At 50.8% G+C, this 16,523-nt stretch carries 14 protein-coding genes; 7 read left to right on the forward strand and 7 right to left on the reverse strand.

What is annotated here, in order from left to right; translation table 11 throughout:
* The first annotated feature begins 1 nt into the window (after position 1).
* The 3 genes from ICL55_RS07340 (at position 2) to ICL55_RS07350 (ending at position 3,109) form a co-directional block, all read left to right on the forward strand.
* Positions 2-1,030, forward strand: coding sequence for a DUF4249 family protein (locus ICL55_RS07340; RefSeq protein ID WP_188095443.1), 1,029 nt, complete (start codon positions 2-4; stop codon positions 1,028-1,030).
* Between the two features lie 189 nt (positions 1,031-1,219).
* The gene (gene rocD, locus ICL55_RS07345) at positions 1,220-2,458 is read left to right on the forward strand and encodes an ornithine--oxo-acid transaminase (RefSeq protein WP_188095445.1); all 1,239 of its coding nucleotides are present in this window, start codon (positions 1,220-1,222) and stop codon (positions 2,456-2,458) included.
* Between the two features lie 9 nt (positions 2,459-2,467).
* Positions 2,468-3,109 (forward strand): VIT1/CCC1 transporter family protein, encoded by a 642-nt coding sequence (locus ICL55_RS07350; RefSeq protein WP_188095447.1) that lies wholly within the window; start codon positions 2,468-2,470, stop codon positions 3,107-3,109.
* A 12-nt stretch (positions 3,110-3,121) separates the two neighbouring features.
* Here ICL55_RS07350 and ICL55_RS07355 read toward each other — a convergent pair whose 3' ends face one another.
* Both ICL55_RS07355 and ICL55_RS07360 read right to left on the reverse strand, forming a co-directional pair.
* The gene (locus ICL55_RS07355) at positions 3,122-3,517 is read right to left on the reverse strand and encodes a hypothetical protein (RefSeq protein ID WP_188095450.1); all 396 of its coding nucleotides are present in this window, start codon (positions 3,515-3,517) and stop codon (positions 3,122-3,124) included.
* Between the two features lie 131 nt (positions 3,518-3,648).
* On the reverse strand, positions 3,649-5,826 hold the full coding sequence (locus ICL55_RS07360) for a S9 family peptidase (protein ID WP_188095452.1): 2,178 nt from the start codon (positions 5,824-5,826) through the stop codon (positions 3,649-3,651).
* Between the two features lie 281 nt (positions 5,827-6,107).
* Here ICL55_RS07360 and ICL55_RS07365 point away from each other — a divergent pair, with 281 nt between their 5' ends.
* The 3 genes from ICL55_RS07365 to ICL55_RS07375 all read left to right on the forward strand — a co-directional run bounded on the left by ICL55_RS07365 (position 6,108) and on the right by ICL55_RS07375 (position 7,756).
* Positions 6,108-6,365 carry a hypothetical protein gene (locus ICL55_RS07365; RefSeq protein ID WP_188095454.1) on the forward strand — a complete coding sequence of 86 codons (258 nt, stop codon included), beginning with the start codon at positions 6,108-6,110 and terminating at the stop codon, positions 6,363-6,365.
* A gap of 65 nt (positions 6,366-6,430) precedes the next feature.
* Positions 6,431-7,045 carry a trimeric intracellular cation channel family protein gene (locus tag ICL55_RS07370; protein WP_188095456.1) on the forward strand — a complete coding sequence of 205 codons (615 nt, stop codon included), beginning with the start codon at positions 6,431-6,433 and terminating at the stop codon, positions 7,043-7,045.
* A gap of 66 nt (positions 7,046-7,111) precedes the next feature.
* Complete coding sequence (locus ICL55_RS07375) at positions 7,112-7,756, forward strand: MarC family protein (RefSeq protein WP_223151349.1); 645 nt, start codon at positions 7,112-7,114, stop codon at positions 7,754-7,756.
* A 432-nt stretch (positions 7,757-8,188) separates the two neighbouring features.
* Here ICL55_RS07375 and ICL55_RS07380 read toward each other — a convergent pair whose 3' ends face one another.
* The 5 genes from ICL55_RS07380 to ICL55_RS07400 form a co-directional block, all read right to left on the reverse strand.
* Positions 8,189-9,277: an efflux RND transporter periplasmic adaptor subunit gene (locus ICL55_RS07380; protein ID WP_188095458.1), complete on the reverse strand. Its 1,089-nt coding sequence runs from the start codon at positions 9,275-9,277 to the stop codon at positions 8,189-8,191.
* A gap of 22 nt (positions 9,278-9,299) precedes the next feature.
* Positions 9,300-12,503, reverse strand: coding sequence for an efflux RND transporter permease subunit (locus ICL55_RS07385; protein ID WP_188095460.1), 3,204 nt, complete (start codon positions 12,501-12,503; stop codon positions 9,300-9,302).
* Between the two features lie 34 nt (positions 12,504-12,537).
* Positions 12,538-13,932, reverse strand: coding sequence for a TolC family protein (locus ICL55_RS07390; protein ID WP_223151351.1), 1,395 nt, complete (start codon positions 13,930-13,932; stop codon positions 12,538-12,540).
* 188 nt (positions 13,933-14,120) lie between these two features.
* Positions 14,121-14,465: a hypothetical protein gene (locus ICL55_RS07395; protein WP_188095463.1), complete on the reverse strand. Its 345-nt coding sequence runs from the start codon at positions 14,463-14,465 to the stop codon at positions 14,121-14,123.
* Between the two features lie 94 nt (positions 14,466-14,559).
* Entirely contained in the window at positions 14,560-15,375 is an 816-nt protein-coding gene (locus ICL55_RS07400; RefSeq protein WP_188095465.1) for a DUF6630 family protein, read from the reverse strand.
* A gap of 187 nt (positions 15,376-15,562) precedes the next feature.
* Here ICL55_RS07400 and ICL55_RS07405 point away from each other — a divergent pair, with 187 nt between their 5' ends.
* Complete coding sequence (locus tag ICL55_RS07405; RefSeq protein ID WP_188095467.1) at positions 15,563-16,516, forward strand: aldo/keto reductase; 954 nt, start codon at positions 15,563-15,565, stop codon at positions 16,514-16,516.
* Positions 16,517-16,523: the final 7 nt, after the last annotated feature.

The following is a 16,523-nucleotide window of genomic DNA, read 5'->3' on the forward strand; positions in this document are numbered from 1 at the left end:
GATGAAGTATTTGTTTCAAATATGGTGCATTTTCAGCGTTGCTGCATTGACAGGATGTATACATGAATTGCCCGTGCCTCCTTCCAGTGTCAAGCCAAGAGCCGTTGTTTACAGTGAGCTGGTGGCAGGCAAAAAAGCCGAAATGCGGGTAGGCAAAAGCAAACCGGTTGGACCTGACATCAACAACGATTTTGCGCCGGTGACAAACGCGGTAGCCCAGCTGTTGAGCGCCGACAGCCAGTTGCTGGAACAGTTGCATTATGTAAAAGACACGTCCAGTAACATGGCTTTTTACAGAGGCAATACCCGTATAGATGCCAACAAAAGCTATATCGTACAGGTAAAAGTGCCTGATACCAAAGACGTAGTCGCGAAAACAAGTATTCCCCCACCTATCAAGGTGGAGTTGCTGGATACCCTGCGGACGACGCTGAACGGCCGTTCCGTATTGCGGTTCCATTTCAATGTACAGGCGCCGCCTGCCAACGGACGGCAGTTTATTGTCATGGAAGCGCTGAAACAGCTGATACAGCTGGATACTATCTTCATCTACCGAAATACGCGTTATCGTGTGCGGGACAAACGCGCTTTATATGAGCAGGTAAAAAATGAACCGGGCCTGGTTTCCTTCAAGGATACCTTGTATCTCAACAGCTACCTGCGTATTCCCGTTTACACACAAGATGAGAATGCAGACAACAATCAGGTAGGCGGGCTCAATGAAAACTACAACAGTATCCTTTTCACACAACGCGTCAAAGCCCTTGATACCCGGCTGTACCTCAATGCCACCGCGCTGACGGCCACCACGCCCGGCGGGGAAATACCCATTGGCCGCGTACTGGTGAACGTAAAATCAGTGACGCCGGAGTATTATGATTTTCTGCTCACCTATGAAAAAGTCAGGCGCAATCCGGGCCTGAACAGCCTGATACAGGCCATTCAGATACGCAGCAATGCCTATGGCGGATTAGGCGTAATTGGCGGCTGCAATCAGGTTGCATATTATCTGTACTACGATCAGTTGTAATCACGCAAAGGCGCAAAGCAGCAAAGACACAAAGAAAAATATAGCTGAAAAATAAAGAGAGCAAAGACAGGGGAGCCAAATCTGGTCTCCGCTCTTTGCTCTCTTTGTTTTTCTTAAAAAATCTTTGCTGCTTTGCGCCTTTGCGCCTTTGCGTGAACTCTTTGCGAGATAATTCCGTATTTTTGGGATATGATACCAGCATTTACGATAAGCGAAAGGACGCAGCATTTTCTTGGATTGGAAGAGCAATATGGCGCACACAACTATCACCCGTTGCCGGTGGTGTTGGAGCGTGGCGAAGGTGTTTTTTTATGGGATGTGGATGGTAAACGTTATTACGATTTTCTCTCCGGCTATTCCGCTGTTAACCAGGGACACTGCCATCCCCGGATCATTGCGTCACTGATAGAACAGGCGCAGAAGCTGACACTGACTTCCCGGGCATTTCACAGTGACCTGCTGGGAGAATACGCACAATATATCACCGATTATTTCGGTTATGATAAAGTACTGCCCATGAATACCGGTGTGGAAGCGGTGGAAACAGCGCTGAAACTCTGTCGGCACTGGGCTTACATGGTGAAAGGCATTCCGGAAAACAAGGCTAAGATTTTGGTCTGCTCCAATAATTTCCACGGCCGTACCCTCAACGTGATTTCCTTCAGCACCGACCCGGTGGCCCGTAATAATTTCGGACCCTTTATGACCGGTTATGAGGTAATCCCTTACAATAACCTCGCAGCACTGGAGCAGGCACTGCAAGACAAGACCGTAGCCGGTTTCCTGGTAGAGCCTATTCAGGGTGAAGCCGGTGTGGTGGTGCCAGACGACGGTTACCTGTCTAAAGCCCGTGCCTATTGCCAGGATGCCAACGTGTTGTTTATTGCAGATGAAATCCAGACCGGCCTGGCCCGTACCGGCCGTATGCTGGCCTGTGACCATGAAAATGTACGTCCGGATATTCTGATACTGGGAAAGGCCCTCTCCGGAGGTGTGCTGCCCGTAAGCGCCGTACTCGCCGATGATGAGATCATGCTGACCATCAAACCGGGAGAACACGGTTCTACCTATGGCGGCAATCCGCTGGCCTGTAAAGTGGCCATCACTGCGCTGCAGGTGCTGAAAGACGAGAAAATGACGGAAAATGCAGCTGCGATGGGACAGCTGTTGCGCAAAGGACTGCAGGACCTGCAATCTCCTTACATAAAAACCGTGCGCGGCAAAGGGCTGCTCAATGCCATCGTGATCAATCATACTGATCCGGAAGCAGCCTGGGACCTCTGCCTGACTTTAAAAGAAAACGGGTTGCTTGCCAAACCCACCCATGGCGACAAAATCCGATTTGCTCCACCACTGATCATGACTGCCACGCAGGTTTCCGAATGCGTGCAGATCATTCAGCAAAGCATTGAAAAAGCGTTCAGCTAACCGCAACGTATGACAGCATCACACAAGGCTATCCGCAGTTCCGGATGGAAAACCGACTTTCTGATCGGCTTTCCGGATGGTTTGTTCCTGCTATTTTTTGCCACACAGGTTGTGCAAACCTTCCCACTGGAAGTACAGACCTTCTACAATATCCAGCTCTGTATTCTGGCAGCAGGCAGCCTGCTGGTGATGTACAGCGCCTACCAGGCCAATAAGGGCGATGCCCAGCACGACAGTGCCCTCCTCTCCGATGACGAGCGGCGCAAACTGGAACACCTTGACATCAATGACCATACCATCGCACAAATTGCCGATGAAATGCAGAAAGATGCCGTGCAGTGGGAAACAACCCTGCAACAGGAACAGGTAGTGGAAACCACGTTTAGCCGTTCCCGTGCCGTCATGAGCGCTGTGTTTACCGCTATCTTCTTTTTGTTGGGTGGAATATTGTCTGTAGGGCCTTATTTATCGAATGAGAACTTTCCGGCGGCTTCGCAAACCAGTATGATGCTGGTTTTTCTGGGGCTGACCATATTCAGTTTTATAAAAGCGAAAGTAACTAGCCAGCGCCCATTACCCATTGTCATCCGATATTGGCTGATGGGCGCCGGAGTATGGTGCGGGGCCTGGCTGTTGCACAGGATTTTTTAACCCCGGGAGAAATCAGGATTTAGTTGATCTTTTGGGCGTTGGGGTGAGCAACACACAAACAAATGCCACCGCAGCCGCCGCCACCGAAATATAGAGCGCGATACCTGCCTGTGGGCATACCCCTGCCTCACAGCGGGAAAACAGCAGCATGTTACGGAAAGACCATGCCAGCAGAAAACCAGCCACAAAAAGGTTCATACGCATCACCCACTCATTCTTCACCAGAAAAATAATCACTGCCAGTACGGCCAGGAAAATATTCAGTTTTCCCGGTTCTCCATAGCTGGAGCCTGCGGTATTAAGTCCCGTAAATACCAGATGCCGGCTTTCAATCGCGGCCCACGGGAAAAATGCACAAATAATCACTACCACCGCAGCAATAATTCCGATAACAGAAGTCTTAGACATGTCATTCAATTTATTAAGAAGCGCAAGTTATAACATTTGGCTATTTGATGATTTTGTTATTTGGTTATTTGATCAAATGATTTGTTCATCGGATCTCCAATAAGAAAATAATCAAATAGCCAAATGACTAATTATTTTGCTCCTGGTTCGCAATGTGCGCGCAGGTAGTTCGTATACAGGGTAGATAAATGCGTGAAAGTGCCCTCTCCTTCTGAAATACTGTGTGTGCGGTTAGGATAGGCCATGAACTGAATTTGTTTGTTGTATTTGATCAGTTCATTGAGCAGCATTTCCGCATTCTGATAGTGCACGTTATCATCTCCGGTGCCGTGGATGTACAGCAGGTTGCCCTGCAGGTTCTTAGCGTAAGAGATGGGCGAGCCTTTTACAAAATCTTCCCGGTTCTCTTCCGGTAAGCCCATATAACGTTCCTGATAGATATTATCATAGGTCAGCTGATTACCGACAGCGGCGATAGCGATACCTGTTTTGTAGATCTCCGGATACTGGAACATGAGGTTGAGCGTCATGGAACCGCCGCCGCTCCAGCCCCATACGGCCGTGCGGGCCGGGTCGATGTACGCATATTTTTTCATAAGCGCCTGGGCAGCCTGTGCCTGGTCGCGCGCATTGAGCACACCCACCTTACGGTAGATGCTTTTACGCCAGTAGCGGCCTTTAGGCAGCGGCGTGCCTCTGTTGTCCATGGAAGCGTAGATATAACCATCGGCCGCCATATCGCCATCATAGAGGAAGTTACGGCCTGCACCGGCTACATCGCGGGTGGTAGCGCCGGCAGGCTCACCATATACATAAAATACGATCGGGTATTTTTTGGAAGGATCGAAGTTTTTAGGCTTACGCATCCAGCCGCCGATGTTGATGCCATCAGCTGTCTGCACTTCGAAATATTCCACGCATTTACCGGCAGCAGCGGCCTGTTTCAGTGCCTGGCCCACTTCCGCGCTGCTTTTATGTGCCGGCAGCTCCACGTTTTCACTGACAGGATACATGCAGGCGTTGCTGAAGGAATGCACCGCCCAGCTGCTGTAAGGTGAAATGTTGTATTCATGTGAGCCCGGCTGGTCGGCGGGCGTGATACGGTCCGCTTTGCCACCGCTCAGTGGTATGCGATAGAGGTATTCCTGCACCGCGTTGTCCGGTGACGCGGTAAACCAGATCTGGCTGCCGGCTTCATCTATTTTGGAGATGGTGATCACATCGTAGTTGCCGGGTGTGAGCAGCGTAGCTTTGCCGCTTTCAGTGGAGATGCTGTACAGGTGGCGCCATCCGTCCTGTTCACTTACCCAGATGAAGTCTTTGCCATGGCGGATAAAATCCCATCCGGCAATGTTGTCGTCATCCCAGCGGGATTTCACGTCGATCCAGGCGCTGTCTTTTTCCTCATACAACGTATGTACTTTACCGTTAGTAGCGTCGCAGAGCATGATTTTGCTTTCGTTCTGCTTGCGGTTGAGCTGTTGAATGATCAGTTGTTTTTTACCGGGCACCCATTCCATCCGGGGGATATAATGTTGTTGCTGATCACCGGGAACGTTCATCCAGCGGGTATCTGCGGTAGCGATGTCCACTACCCCTACGCGGCAGGCAGAAGGGCTTTGGCCAGCCACAGGATATTCTACCGGTACGTTAAAGGAATAGATAGAGTCGGTATTGTTGATCATGAGGAAGTCGCGGATTTTGGTGGCATCAATCTGCCAGTACGCGATGCTTTTGCTGTCGGGGCTCCAGCGGAAGCCGTCGCGGCAACCGAATTCTTCTTCATAGGCCCAGTCGAACGTACCGTTGATGAAACGGCGGGTACCGTTGGTGGTGAGGGCTTTGATGGCGCCGGTGGCCAGGTCTTCCACGTAGAGGTTATGTTCACTCACATAGGCGGCCTTCGTACCGTCCGGCGACAGCTTGGCGAACATGAGGGAAGATGCGGCATGACCTTTGCCTAACTGCTGAAGTTTGCCGGTGGTCAGGTCCAGCAACCAGTAGTCACCGCGGGTTTCATAACGCCATACTTTTTTTGAATTGGTGTAGATCAGCAATTTTTTCTCATCTGCTGAAAAAGAGAAGTCCCGGACCGGTAATGCTTTAGCCGCGCCTGCGGGGGTGTACTTTCCGGCCGGTACCATGACCGTAGGTTCGGCGCCTGATAACGGCGTAGCAACAATGCCCTGCGGTTCGGCCTTTAAAGTGGCCCGACCATCGCGTGACCATCTGATTCCTTTGCCTGGTTGTGCGAATATGGTGAAAGAACTCACCACCAACAAGGCGACCAATAGTGTTATTTTCTTCATTGTGGATATATAAAACACAATGGTAACCAAATTTTTAAAAGTAAAAAGCAAGATTATGGCCAGCGGAGCAGGAAGCGCGTCGGAAGGTCAACTTTTGAAGATATAACCTTTTTTAACATTTTTTGCCAAATGTGGATAAAAAACCAAACACGTAGGAAAAAAATTATTTCTTTTTTTCTATTTTTATGCAAATATTAATAATTAATTAATGATTATCAGTTCGTTAGTCAACTGATCAACACTGTTAAAACGATCTTAAATCCTGGAAAAACCATTTGATTATGATACAAGTTACCTTATCTTATAAAGACCGCGAATTCTTTCAGTTTGAAGACACTTTTCTGGCTCAGATAGCAGAGAACACCAGGAAACTGCTGTATGCCCTGCTGGAAGACATATATGACCTCCTGGCGCTTGAAAAAGGCCGTTTCCGTATCAATCTCGATCACCAACCCAAAATTGAAGTGGAAGGCTTCAGCAACGACCTGCGTAACCAGATAGAGCGTACCCTGCGTGGCGAATACGATTACGATTATTGATATTCCGCCGGTAGTGCGGATATTCCGCTATACTGATTATCTTAGCGCGAAAATCAGACAGGGGAATGCCACTCACCTACATACAGGGGCTGGAGTTATCCGGCACTTTTGCTTTTGCCGTTTCGGGTGCAACGGCCGCCATCAATAAATCCTACGACGTTATCGGGCTGCTGGCCCTGGCTTTTATCACCGCTATCGGCGGTGGTACCATCCGTGATCTGCTGATTGGTGCTACGCCGGTAGCCTGGATGACCGATGAACTCAGCAACACCGCCATCATTCTGGCGGCTGTTATCGCGGCCCTCTTCTTCTCCTACGTGAAAATACTTCAGCGTTGGCTGAACATCTTCGATGCCATCGGCCTCGGTATGTTTACCATTACCGGCATCAATAAAGGTATTGCTGCGGGACTGCCTATTCCTGTGTGTGTAGCCTTAGGGGTTATCACCGGTGCTTTCGGCGGACTGCTACGCGATGTGATCACCGGCGAACAACCCATCCTCTTTACCCGGGAAATCTATGCAGTAGCTTCTCTTGCGGGCGGCTCCCTCTTTGTGCTGGCCGGTATTTTCACCCCGTTGCCCGGTGGCGTTATTCAGAGTATATCCGTTACCGTTATAGTGGGCATACGCCTGTTGAGCCTGCGCTACAACTGGCAGCTACCCCGTATCCGGCAATAAAAAAATATTCTTCCGGGAAATTGAACTTTGGGAAATTACGAATTAATAAATTTCCTATATTGAGGTATGATGTCTCTGTTCGATAACTACTTTGCATTTGCCACTACCGTCTTCATGGGATTACTGGCTATCGTCAATCCGATTTCCGCTATACCGGTTTTCATGGAACTGACGTCCTACATGGATAAAAAAGCCAAACGCAATATCGCCACCAAATCGGTGCTGATAGCTTTTTGCATCATCGTTGTTTTCAGTGTGGCCGGCAAACTGATCTTCCACGTATTCGGGATTACCCTGGCGGCACTGCGGGTTACCGGCGGTATACTGGTATTTGTGATCGGATATGAGATGGTCAGAAGCAAGGAAGAAACAGCACAGGCGCAGAAACTGGGCGACCAGCCTGTTAAGGCCGACCAGGGCATCAGCGTGGCCATCACCCCTCTTGCCATGCCTTTGCTGGCAGGTCCGGGCGCCATTACCACTTCCATGAGCTATTCCGCTGCCAAAGACCTGACCCATCTTGCCATTGTAATGGGCGTATACGCCATTATATGTTACATCACCTATCTCCTCTTCATCGCCGGCGAGCGCATTGTCCGCGTTATCGGTACCAACGTCATGATGGTAGTAACGAAAATGATGGGACTGATCCTCGCTGTAATCGGCGTTCAAATGCTGGCCCTCGGCATTAAAGAACTGTTCAATCTGTAATTTTTATTTCTTGTCAACAATTTCAAAACGTTTCGTGTTATTTAAACAATGACGCAAGCGAGACAGTTTTATAATTATTCTGTGATTTGACAAACAGCTATTGGCGTTGACCACTTTGAGTTCATCCATCATGATCATCCAGGGAATTGTTGGCCCGACGTGACAAAATATTAATTATTGCAGAGCAGTCTAATTTAACCACTCCTCCATTATTTCAGTTTTACAACGATCCATGTCGAAAGGCATGTCAGGATATTCATGTACCATAAAGTTTTTAGTTGAACAACAGGTAAATATCCGTTATTGATTACTAGGTGGATGTTACCGTTCCCTTTTTTCAATAGGAACAAAAGAAATCAATATAGACGGAACAGTTAGCAAAAAGCCGTCCCGAATCATCGGGACGGCATGTTTGTTTTTAAACCGGCATTATCAGTGAATGGTAATACCATCCTTGATTTCATCGGTAGCATTCACCAGCACCTCATCTCCTGCTTTCAGATTGCCGAATACTTCGGTGGAATCGTTATGATGATTGCCCTCCTGTACATCTATCCACTGTGTCCGATGATCTTTCACCACGATCACGTACTTTTTTTCCGTAGACATTACCACCGCAGATGCAGGCACCACAAGGGCCGCCGCGGAACCGTTGACCGGCATCGTAATTTCCGCATACATGCCCGGCTTCAGCACGCGGGAAGTATTCTCTACATCCACCTCTACCGCTTCGGAGCGAAAACGATCGTTTAAGGTGCCCGCCTCACGGGAAACCGCCCCCTTAAAAGTTTTCCCCGGCATCGCATTGACACTGAAATTCACCATGGACTGTCCCATCAGCTGGCCGCTATAAATTTCCGGCACCTGCAATACGAGCCTCAACTTATCTTCCTGCTCCAGCATGAGCATGGGTTTGTCGCCCACTTTAGTATCCGGGCCTACCAATGCGCCGGGGTGGATATTTCTTTCTGTGATCACGCCGTCAAAAGGGGCCGTTACCGTGAGATAGTCCCGCATCACACCCCGGGCGCGGAAATTAGCCTGTTCACTGTTCATCAGGGCGCTGTCGCCCAGCATGCGGGCTTTGGACAGCTCCAGATCATGCGCCGAAATAGTACCGGGCGTTTCATCAGCAGTGGCGATGGTACGTTCGTAGTTATCTTTACTGGCTGCATACATGGCGGCCGCCTGTATGTACTTCGACTTGGCCGCATAAAACTGTTGCGTGATCTCCGGCGCTTCCAGCACCAGCAGCACCTGTCCCTTTTTCACACGGGAACCCCGGTCGACCAGGATGCGGCTGACAAAACCATTCACACGGGGATAGATACTCACTTTCTGAAACGCTTCCAGGGTGCCTGGTAGCCGGATACTGCCCGACAGCGGTTGTTGTACAACTTTGGCAAACTGGTACTGCCGTTCATGCGCCACCGGTTTATATTCAGGTGCAGCCGCCGAATGACAGGCGGCCAGTGCCACCACCAGGCCCAACATCATCCAATTAGCAGTCATATTTTTCATATATATAATTTTTTATTTTGAATTAAAGATCTGTAGGCATTAAAGAAGGAGATTCGAGCGTGGCTTTCCGTTGCATCCGGGCATATACCAGCGGCAGGACCAGCAAAGCAGCCAATGTGGAGGCAATCAGGCCTCCTATCACTGCGCGGCCAAGTGGGGCAGTCTGATCGCCGGCCTCCCCAAGGCCCGTGGCCATGGGTATCATACCCGCTATCATCGCAAAGCTCGTCATCAGGATAGGCCGCAAACGAATACCCGCGCTCACCACAGCGGCCCTGCCGGCATCACGGTAAGACAACCGCAGTTTCTCCGCGTTGGTGACAATCAGAATCGCATTGGCCACCGATACACCGGTAGACATGATCATCCCCATGTAAGATTGCAGGTTGAGCGTGGCACCCGTCATCAGCAACGCCAGCAAAGCACCGGCAATTACCGCAGGCACGGTCACCAATACCACCAACGACAACCTGAAGGACTGGTAGTTTGCCGCCAGCAGCAGGAAAATTACTACCACCGCCATAGCCAGCCCACGTTCCAGACTTTCCAGCGTGTCTACCAGCAAACTTGAGGCGCCTTTCAGTTCCACGACCAGTCCCTTAGGCGGCGTGCCAGCGTCCTTCACGACTTGCTGCACCGCAGCCGTGGCAGCACCCAGATCTTTACCTGTGATATTGGCACTAACGGTCACGAACCTACGCGGACCGGCGCGGTCATATTCCCCGGGCATCTCTGTTGTCCGGAAACTGGCCACATCGGCCAATACCGGCCGTGGCTGGCCCGGTACCAGCGGTATCTCTTTTAAATCGTTGATGGCCGTCATGCTGTATTCCGGTACCTGTACCTGCACCTGATAGGTATAGGCCACCTTTTCATCCAGCCACTGGTTTTTTTCTGTAAAACGACTGGAAGATGTAGAAGCCGTTACCGAACGCGCCACCTGATAAATATTCAGTCCCATCTGCGCCAGCTTGAGACGATCGATCTCAATACTGATCACCGGGAAATGCAGTGGCTGCGCTATCTGCACATCCCGCAGAAAGGGTATCTGCTTCAGCTGCGACACCAGCCCTTCGGCATAACCGGCAATCTGCTTCATGTCTTTACCGGCCACCCGCAGCTCTATCGGCGTGGAAGCCCCCTGCGCCATGATCTTCTCGGTGAGGTCTATCGGTTCAAATGACAACCGCATCTCCGGGATCCTGGCCGTAATATTGGCCCGCAGCCGATCTTTCAGTTGCTCTATATCGACTTTGTAATCTTCCTCGAGGTTTACCTGCAACACTGCTTCGTGGGTACCGCTATTGAAGATGTAAAGATTGCTGGTACCATAGCTGCTGGGAATCAGGCCCACATAGGCGGAACTGATAGACACGTGCCCGTTGACAGTGCTGTCAATGATGTTCAGCACTTCATGCAAACTACTTTCTGTCCGCTCCAGCCGTGTGCCGTCCGGCATACGCAGGCGCAACTGAAACTGTCCTGCATTCACGTGCGGCATGAGGTCCTTTCCTATCCACCAATAACAACCACCAGCCAGCAACAGCGAGCCCACCACATATATGCCCACAATTAGTCCGGAACGTTTCATGCTGTTTTCCAGCACGCGGACAAAGCGTCCCTTGAAGCGTTCGAAGCCGTCTTTCTTCACTTCCGGCATCGCCTCCTGGTGCTGCAGGTGCTCATTTACTTCCTTTATTTCAGCATTATCCAGCGCCAGTCCGGCATGGCTGTGGCCATGACTGAACTTCTCTGCTTTCAGCCACCAGTTGGACACCACGGGCACCAGTGACTGCGCCGCAAAGAACGAGGCGATCATGGCAAAGCCGATGGACAATGACAACGGCAGGAACATCGCGCGGGGCACGCCCGTCATAATAAAGGATGGCGCAAAAACGGCGAGGATACACAAGAGAATCAACAACAGCGGGAAAGCGATCTCCTCGCAGGCATCGTATATGGCACGCCTCACGGGCTTGCCCATTTCGAGGTGCTGGTGTATGTTTTCGATGGTCACCGTGGCCTGGTCTACCAGAATACCGATAGCCAGTGCCAGTCCGCTGAGCGTCATGAGGTTGATGGTCTGTCCCGCCAGCTGCAGCCCCAGCACCGCACACAGCACGGCGATCGGGATGGTGATCACCACCACGAGGCAGCTGCGCAGGTCGCGCAGGAACAGCAGTACCATGAGCCCTGTGAGCAGCGCTCCCAGCAAACCTTCTGTGATCAGGCTTTTCACGGCATTGATCACAAATACGGACTGGTCAAATTCGTAAGACACCCTGACATCATCCGGCAGGAGGCTTTGCATCTCCGGTAGTTTGGCTTTTAGTTTTTTCACCACGTCCCAGGTGGAGGCATCTGCTGTTTTTACCACCGGGATGTATACAGAACGTTTACCATTCACCAGCGCATAGTCTACCGTTACGTCTGCCGCATCCGCCACGCGGGCTACATCTTTGATAAACACGGTGGCGTTGCCTTTGGTAACAATCGGTATCTCCCCGAAGTCCGTCACTTCTTTTTCCAGGGAATTGATGGTGGTAACGAACATGGTATTGTTGATCCGGATGTTACCGGAGGGCGTCATCACATTGTTTTTGGCGATGGCCTCCACCACCTGATCGGCCGACAGGTTGAAGCTGCGAAGGCGCTGTGGGTCCACATTCACCACTACCGAGCGGGAGTTGGCCCCAAAGGGCGGTGGCGCCGACAGTCCCGGCACCGAAGCAAACATAGGCCGGATACGGGTAGCCGCGAGGTCATAAATTTCCTTCAATGATTTATCGGGACTGCTGAAAACCAGTTCCCCTACCGGCAGCGACGACGCGTCGAAACGCAGTACCTGTGGCGGCAATGCGCCGGGCGGGAAAAACTTCATGGCCCTGTTTACCTGCAAGGCTACCTGGGCAGAAGCTTCCGCCATGTCCGTACTTTCGTAGAACGTGAGTTTTAATAACGTTAACCCCTGTATGTTTTTGGTGGTGATGTTTTTCACCCCGTTCACATACAGGAACTGGTCCTGCAAACGGGTAGCGAAAAAGCCTTCCATCTGCTTGGGCGACATGCCTCCATAAGGTTCTATCACATAGATAGTGGGCAGGTTCAGTTTGGGAAATATATCGATGGGTATACTGAATATAGCCAGAATTGAAAACAGCAACAGGCCGGCGGTGAGCACCACCACCGTGACCGGCTTTTTCAGGGCTGAAGAGACTAAAGACATAAGCGTTACTTTAAAATGAAAACCGGTATCATGCTCAGAGGCTGCTGATCAGCTGTCCAAGGTTGTTGTCGGCGTAAGCCGCACGGAACAGCGCTTTCCAGGCTTCGTCGTGGGCCTGTACCAGGTCTGTCTCCGCGCGGTTCAGCACAAACAAAGCGTTGGTGACTTCGATGATACTGGTAAGACCATGTTTGTACAGCGCCATTTTCTGTTTGGCGGCAGCCTGTGCGGCCTGTAGTTGCAGCGGCAGTTCTTTCAGTTTAGCCTGTGCCGTTACAATGTCGGCCTGCGCCTGCTGATACAGGCTTTGCAGGTTAGTACGCGAAGTTTCCAGTTCCTGCGCTGCGGCGACAGATTTCTGCTTCTGCACGGCCATCTTATCACGCGTGTGTTTCAGGTCGGCCACGTTCCATGTGATGCCCAGGCCGAGCAGGTAGTTATAACGACTATAACCCAGGCCGCTGAAGAGATTTTTATCATACACATCGTTGAAGCTGCCGCTGGAGCCGCGCATCCATCCGGCGGCCATCAGGTTCACTTTCGGCAGTTGTTGTTTACGCACCACCTGTTCCTGCGCCTGCTGGCGCTGATAGAGGGCATGGTAATACTCCAGCAGCGGATGGCTGTCGGCCGGCTGGAGCGAATCTGGCTGTAACAGTTGCGGCAAGGTGGCGCCACTTCCGAATAACGGCAATACCCTGGCGGTATCCAGTCCCGTCAGGGAAGCCAGTTCGATGCGTACCTGATTGTACCGGTTGGATACTTCCAGAAGGCTCAGGCGCGCTTTGGATAACTCCGCCGCGGCAATAGCACTGTCTACACCGGGTTTCAGGCCGTGCAGCACAATAGCGGTGACCGCGCGGGCCATCTCCGCATTACGCCGGATGTTGTCTGATTGTATTTGCTGAAGTTCGTTTAGCCGTAACAGTTCGAGATAATCGCGGACTACGGTTACGGTCAACTGGTTGGTCATGTTATTCAGATCTGCTTCATTCACATGCAAATCCTGGCGGGCGGCGGCTTTCTGCGTGCCGTAGGCGCCAAAGTTATAGATCTCCCACTGCATAGCCGCCATGGCAATATTACCGCTCATGAGCGCCGCATTGTTGTCTGCCCGGATACCACCGGAGGTGGAAGGGATCATACCCATGGTGAAGTAGGAACCGTAGATGCTGTTATCGGTACCGGCATCTACCTGTTCATGTAGTCTGAGGGCCGGATACCAGTTGTGTTTTACGTCCGTCACGTTGGCCTCTCCTGCTTTCACAAGTGCCTGTTTCGCTTTCACGGCAGGATAATGGGTCAGGGCCAGGTCTACAGCCTGCTTAAGGGAAAGGCTGTCTGCGACCGGCCCGGCGAATAAAGAAGTGAATGGCAGCAGACATAGCAATAGCCCATACCTCTTTTTCGCGGTCATATGTATACGCATAATTCGCTGAAAAGATTAGTAAATCATTAACGATTTCTTGATTTTCGGATTTTGGGATTTGGGGGATGGGAGATGAGAGATTGGTGATTGCAGGATTGGAGGATTGTTGACTAACGAAGACGATGCTTTCGCACAATCAAAAAATCCCTACACCGCAAAAATCAAAAAATTCCAACATCAAAAAATCCCTAAATTGCTACAGGCGGGCCTCGCCAGCTGCGGAGGGGAACAGGAACGTTGAGATAGGGATTATAGTGATAGCCTGTACGGGTATCATCTACATAAACAAAATACGGGGGAAGAGCAGAACAGTATATGGAACATACCTGGCTGTGACTGTCGTTGATGCCTACCGGCCGACGTTTCAACTTCCTGATGGTCGTCTTATACCGGGGAGTATGTTTCAGCACATACTGTGTGATACTGAAAGTATGCTGGTTGTTCCGGGAACGTGCATAACTATCGCCCTGCTCCACTTGTGGGAGCACGCAGACAGTAATGAGTACAAGGAATAGCAGCCTTAGTATTTTCACATCCAACCAACTTAATGTCCACTAAGATATTGAATGCGACTGGCTTTTACCAGACCACTCATCACATTTTAATCATATTTTAATACCCGAAAAATCAGAAAAAGCAGACCAGGCAAAGTTCTTCCATCTTCAACATTGCGTTGGCGAGACGGAAGTCCTGCATAGGGAAACAGGCAAATGACTGGTATTCATCCAGTGCCGGTCCGATAGCGACAATCTTCAGATCAAAGGCTTCCAGTTGTTCATTAAAATGGTCCAGCAGCGCCTTGGCGAAATCTTCCGCGGCCTGTATCTCTTCATATTCTTCCGGTGTGGGCGCTTCCAGAATCGCACCTGTTCTCACCAGCGGCGACAGTTCGTTGAGTGCAAACACGCCTTCGTCCGACAAAGTCCTCCATTCGAAATCCGTCAGATTACCGGTTTGTTGCAACGCTACCTGCAGCTCCTCCCATATGGCGATTACATTGGCAGGCACGTTGTCCGGCAGATTGTTGATCTGTTCCTCCGCCTCTTCTTCTTCAAAAATATCCAGGTAAAGCTGGGATAGCAGCTCCCGCGCATTACCCTGCGTTTTTAATTTGTCGAACATCTTCAATTCCCTCAACATGGCATTCCAGCGCAGTGTCAGCTCTTCCACGTCTTCGGCCAGCAGATCATCGGTTATCATGACGGCCGCGTCTCCCAGCTTGTAGTTGTCAAGCCGGCTCTTTTTCACGATCAGTTCCTCTCCTTCAAACGACAGTTCGTAGGTAGCGCAATTCTGAAAGCGTGTACCAATCACCACCTTATCAGGAAATATTTCGTGAATAACATCTTCTTCTGTATCGATATGAGAATTACCACCCTGCTGTCCGAATTCGCTCGTCAGCCAGTTGAAGTCCGCATGTGATATACCTGTTGGCAGCATCATAGAGTAAAATTGATCACCAAATGTAGTGAAATTAGCTGAGGACACCGTCAGGCATTGTCCTTCATCCCTTTAAACGGGGTTATGGGGATGGTTGTTTATCAGCAGGGGTACAAAATGAAAAGTCCGACGTTAAAAGTAGTTAATTTAGCAGGAGGAATTATTACAGGCGCTTCAAAATTTAATTTTTATGGAAAGACGGAAACTTGGAAAATCAGGGCTGGAAGCGGCCCCCTTTGCCTTTGGCGGGAATGTATTCGGATGGTCTGCGGATGAAGCCACTTCTTTTCAACTGCTGGACACCTTTACCAGCAGCGGATTCAACCTAATAGATACCGCTGATGTTTATTCACGGTGGGTGCCCGGCAACAAAGGTGGAGAGTCCGAAACCATTATCGGTAAATGGCTGAAACAAAGTGGCAAACGCAGCGACGTGCTGATCGCCACCAAAGCGGGCGCCGATATGGGCCAGGGCGTTAATACCACCAAAGCCTATATCATCCAGGCTGCAGAGGACTCCTTACGACGGCTGCAAACCGATTACATCGACCTCTATCAGACTCACTACGATGATACCCGTACACCGGTGGAAGAAACGCTGGAGGCTTATGCCGCGTTGATCAAAGCCGGTAAGGTGCGGGCCATCGGCGCATCCAATATGAGCGCTGCCCGGCTGGAGGAGAGCCTGAAAACCGGCGGCCGCAACGGACTGCCGCATTACGATACCTTTCAACCGGAATATAATCTCTACGACCGCGCCGGCTTTGAAAAAACGTATATGCCTCTCTGTGAGCAATACGGATTGAGCGTTATCAGCTACTACTCACTCGCCAGCGGCTTTCTGAGTGGCAAATACCGCCATGAAGGTGACATAGAAAAAAGCAAGGCCCGCGGTAAAAAAGCACTCAGCTACCTGGACAGCAGAGGCCTGCGTATCCTTGTTGCGCTCGACAAAGTAGCCGACCGGTACGACAGTACGCCGGCTGGTGTTTCGCTGGCGTGGCTTCTCACCCGCCCTACCATCGCAGCGCCTATCGCCAGCGCCACCAGCGTGGCACAGCTACAGGATATTATCAGCGGGATTCAGCTACAGCTGGATGCAGATGCTGTTCATCTGCTGAATGAGGCGTCTGCGTATGAATAATCCCGCG

Source organism: Chitinophaga varians, assembly GCF_014529945.1.
In the GTDB taxonomy this organism is placed as follows: Bacteria; Bacteroidota; Bacteroidia; order Chitinophagales; family Chitinophagaceae; genus Chitinophaga; species Chitinophaga varians.

Bases quoted from the DNA above. Each gene is read 5' to 3' on its own strand.
- ICL55_RS07340 (WP_188095443.1), top strand. From the start codon at position 2: ATGAAGTATTTGTTTCAAATATGGTGCATTTTCAGCGTTGCTGCATTG.
- rocD (WP_188095445.1), top strand. From the start codon at position 1,220: ATGATACCAGCATTTACGATAAGCGAAAGGACGCAGCATTTTCTTGGA.
- ICL55_RS07350 (WP_188095447.1), top strand. From the start codon at position 2,468: ATGACAGCATCACACAAGGCTATCCGCAGTTCCGGATGGAAAACCGAC.
- ICL55_RS07355 (WP_188095450.1), bottom strand. From the start codon at position 3,517: ATGTCTAAGACTTCTGTTATCGGAATTATTGCTGCGGTGGTAGTGATT.
- ICL55_RS07360 (WP_188095452.1), bottom strand. From the start codon at position 5,826: ATGAAGAAAATAACACTATTGGTCGCCTTGTTGGTGGTGAGTTCTTTC.
- ICL55_RS07365 (WP_188095454.1), top strand. From the start codon at position 6,108: ATGATACAAGTTACCTTATCTTATAAAGACCGCGAATTCTTTCAGTTT.
- ICL55_RS07370 (WP_188095456.1), top strand. From the start codon at position 6,431: ATGCCACTCACCTACATACAGGGGCTGGAGTTATCCGGCACTTTTGCT.
- ICL55_RS07375 (WP_223151349.1), top strand. From the start codon at position 7,112: ATGATGTCTCTGTTCGATAACTACTTTGCATTTGCCACTACCGTCTTC.
- ICL55_RS07380 (WP_188095458.1), bottom strand. From the start codon at position 9,277: ATGAAAAATATGACTGCTAATTGGATGATGTTGGGCCTGGTGGTGGCA.
- ICL55_RS07385 (WP_188095460.1), bottom strand. From the start codon at position 12,503: ATGTCTTTAGTCTCTTCAGCCCTGAAAAAGCCGGTCACGGTGGTGGTG.
- ICL55_RS07390 (WP_223151351.1), bottom strand. From the start codon at position 13,932: ATGCGTATACATATGACCGCGAAAAAGAGGTATGGGCTATTGCTATGT.
- ICL55_RS07400 (WP_188095465.1), bottom strand. From the start codon at position 15,375: ATGATGCTGCCAACAGGTATATCACATGCGGACTTCAACTGGCTGACG.
- ICL55_RS07405 (WP_188095467.1), top strand. From the start codon at position 15,563: ATGGAAAGACGGAAACTTGGAAAATCAGGGCTGGAAGCGGCCCCCTTT.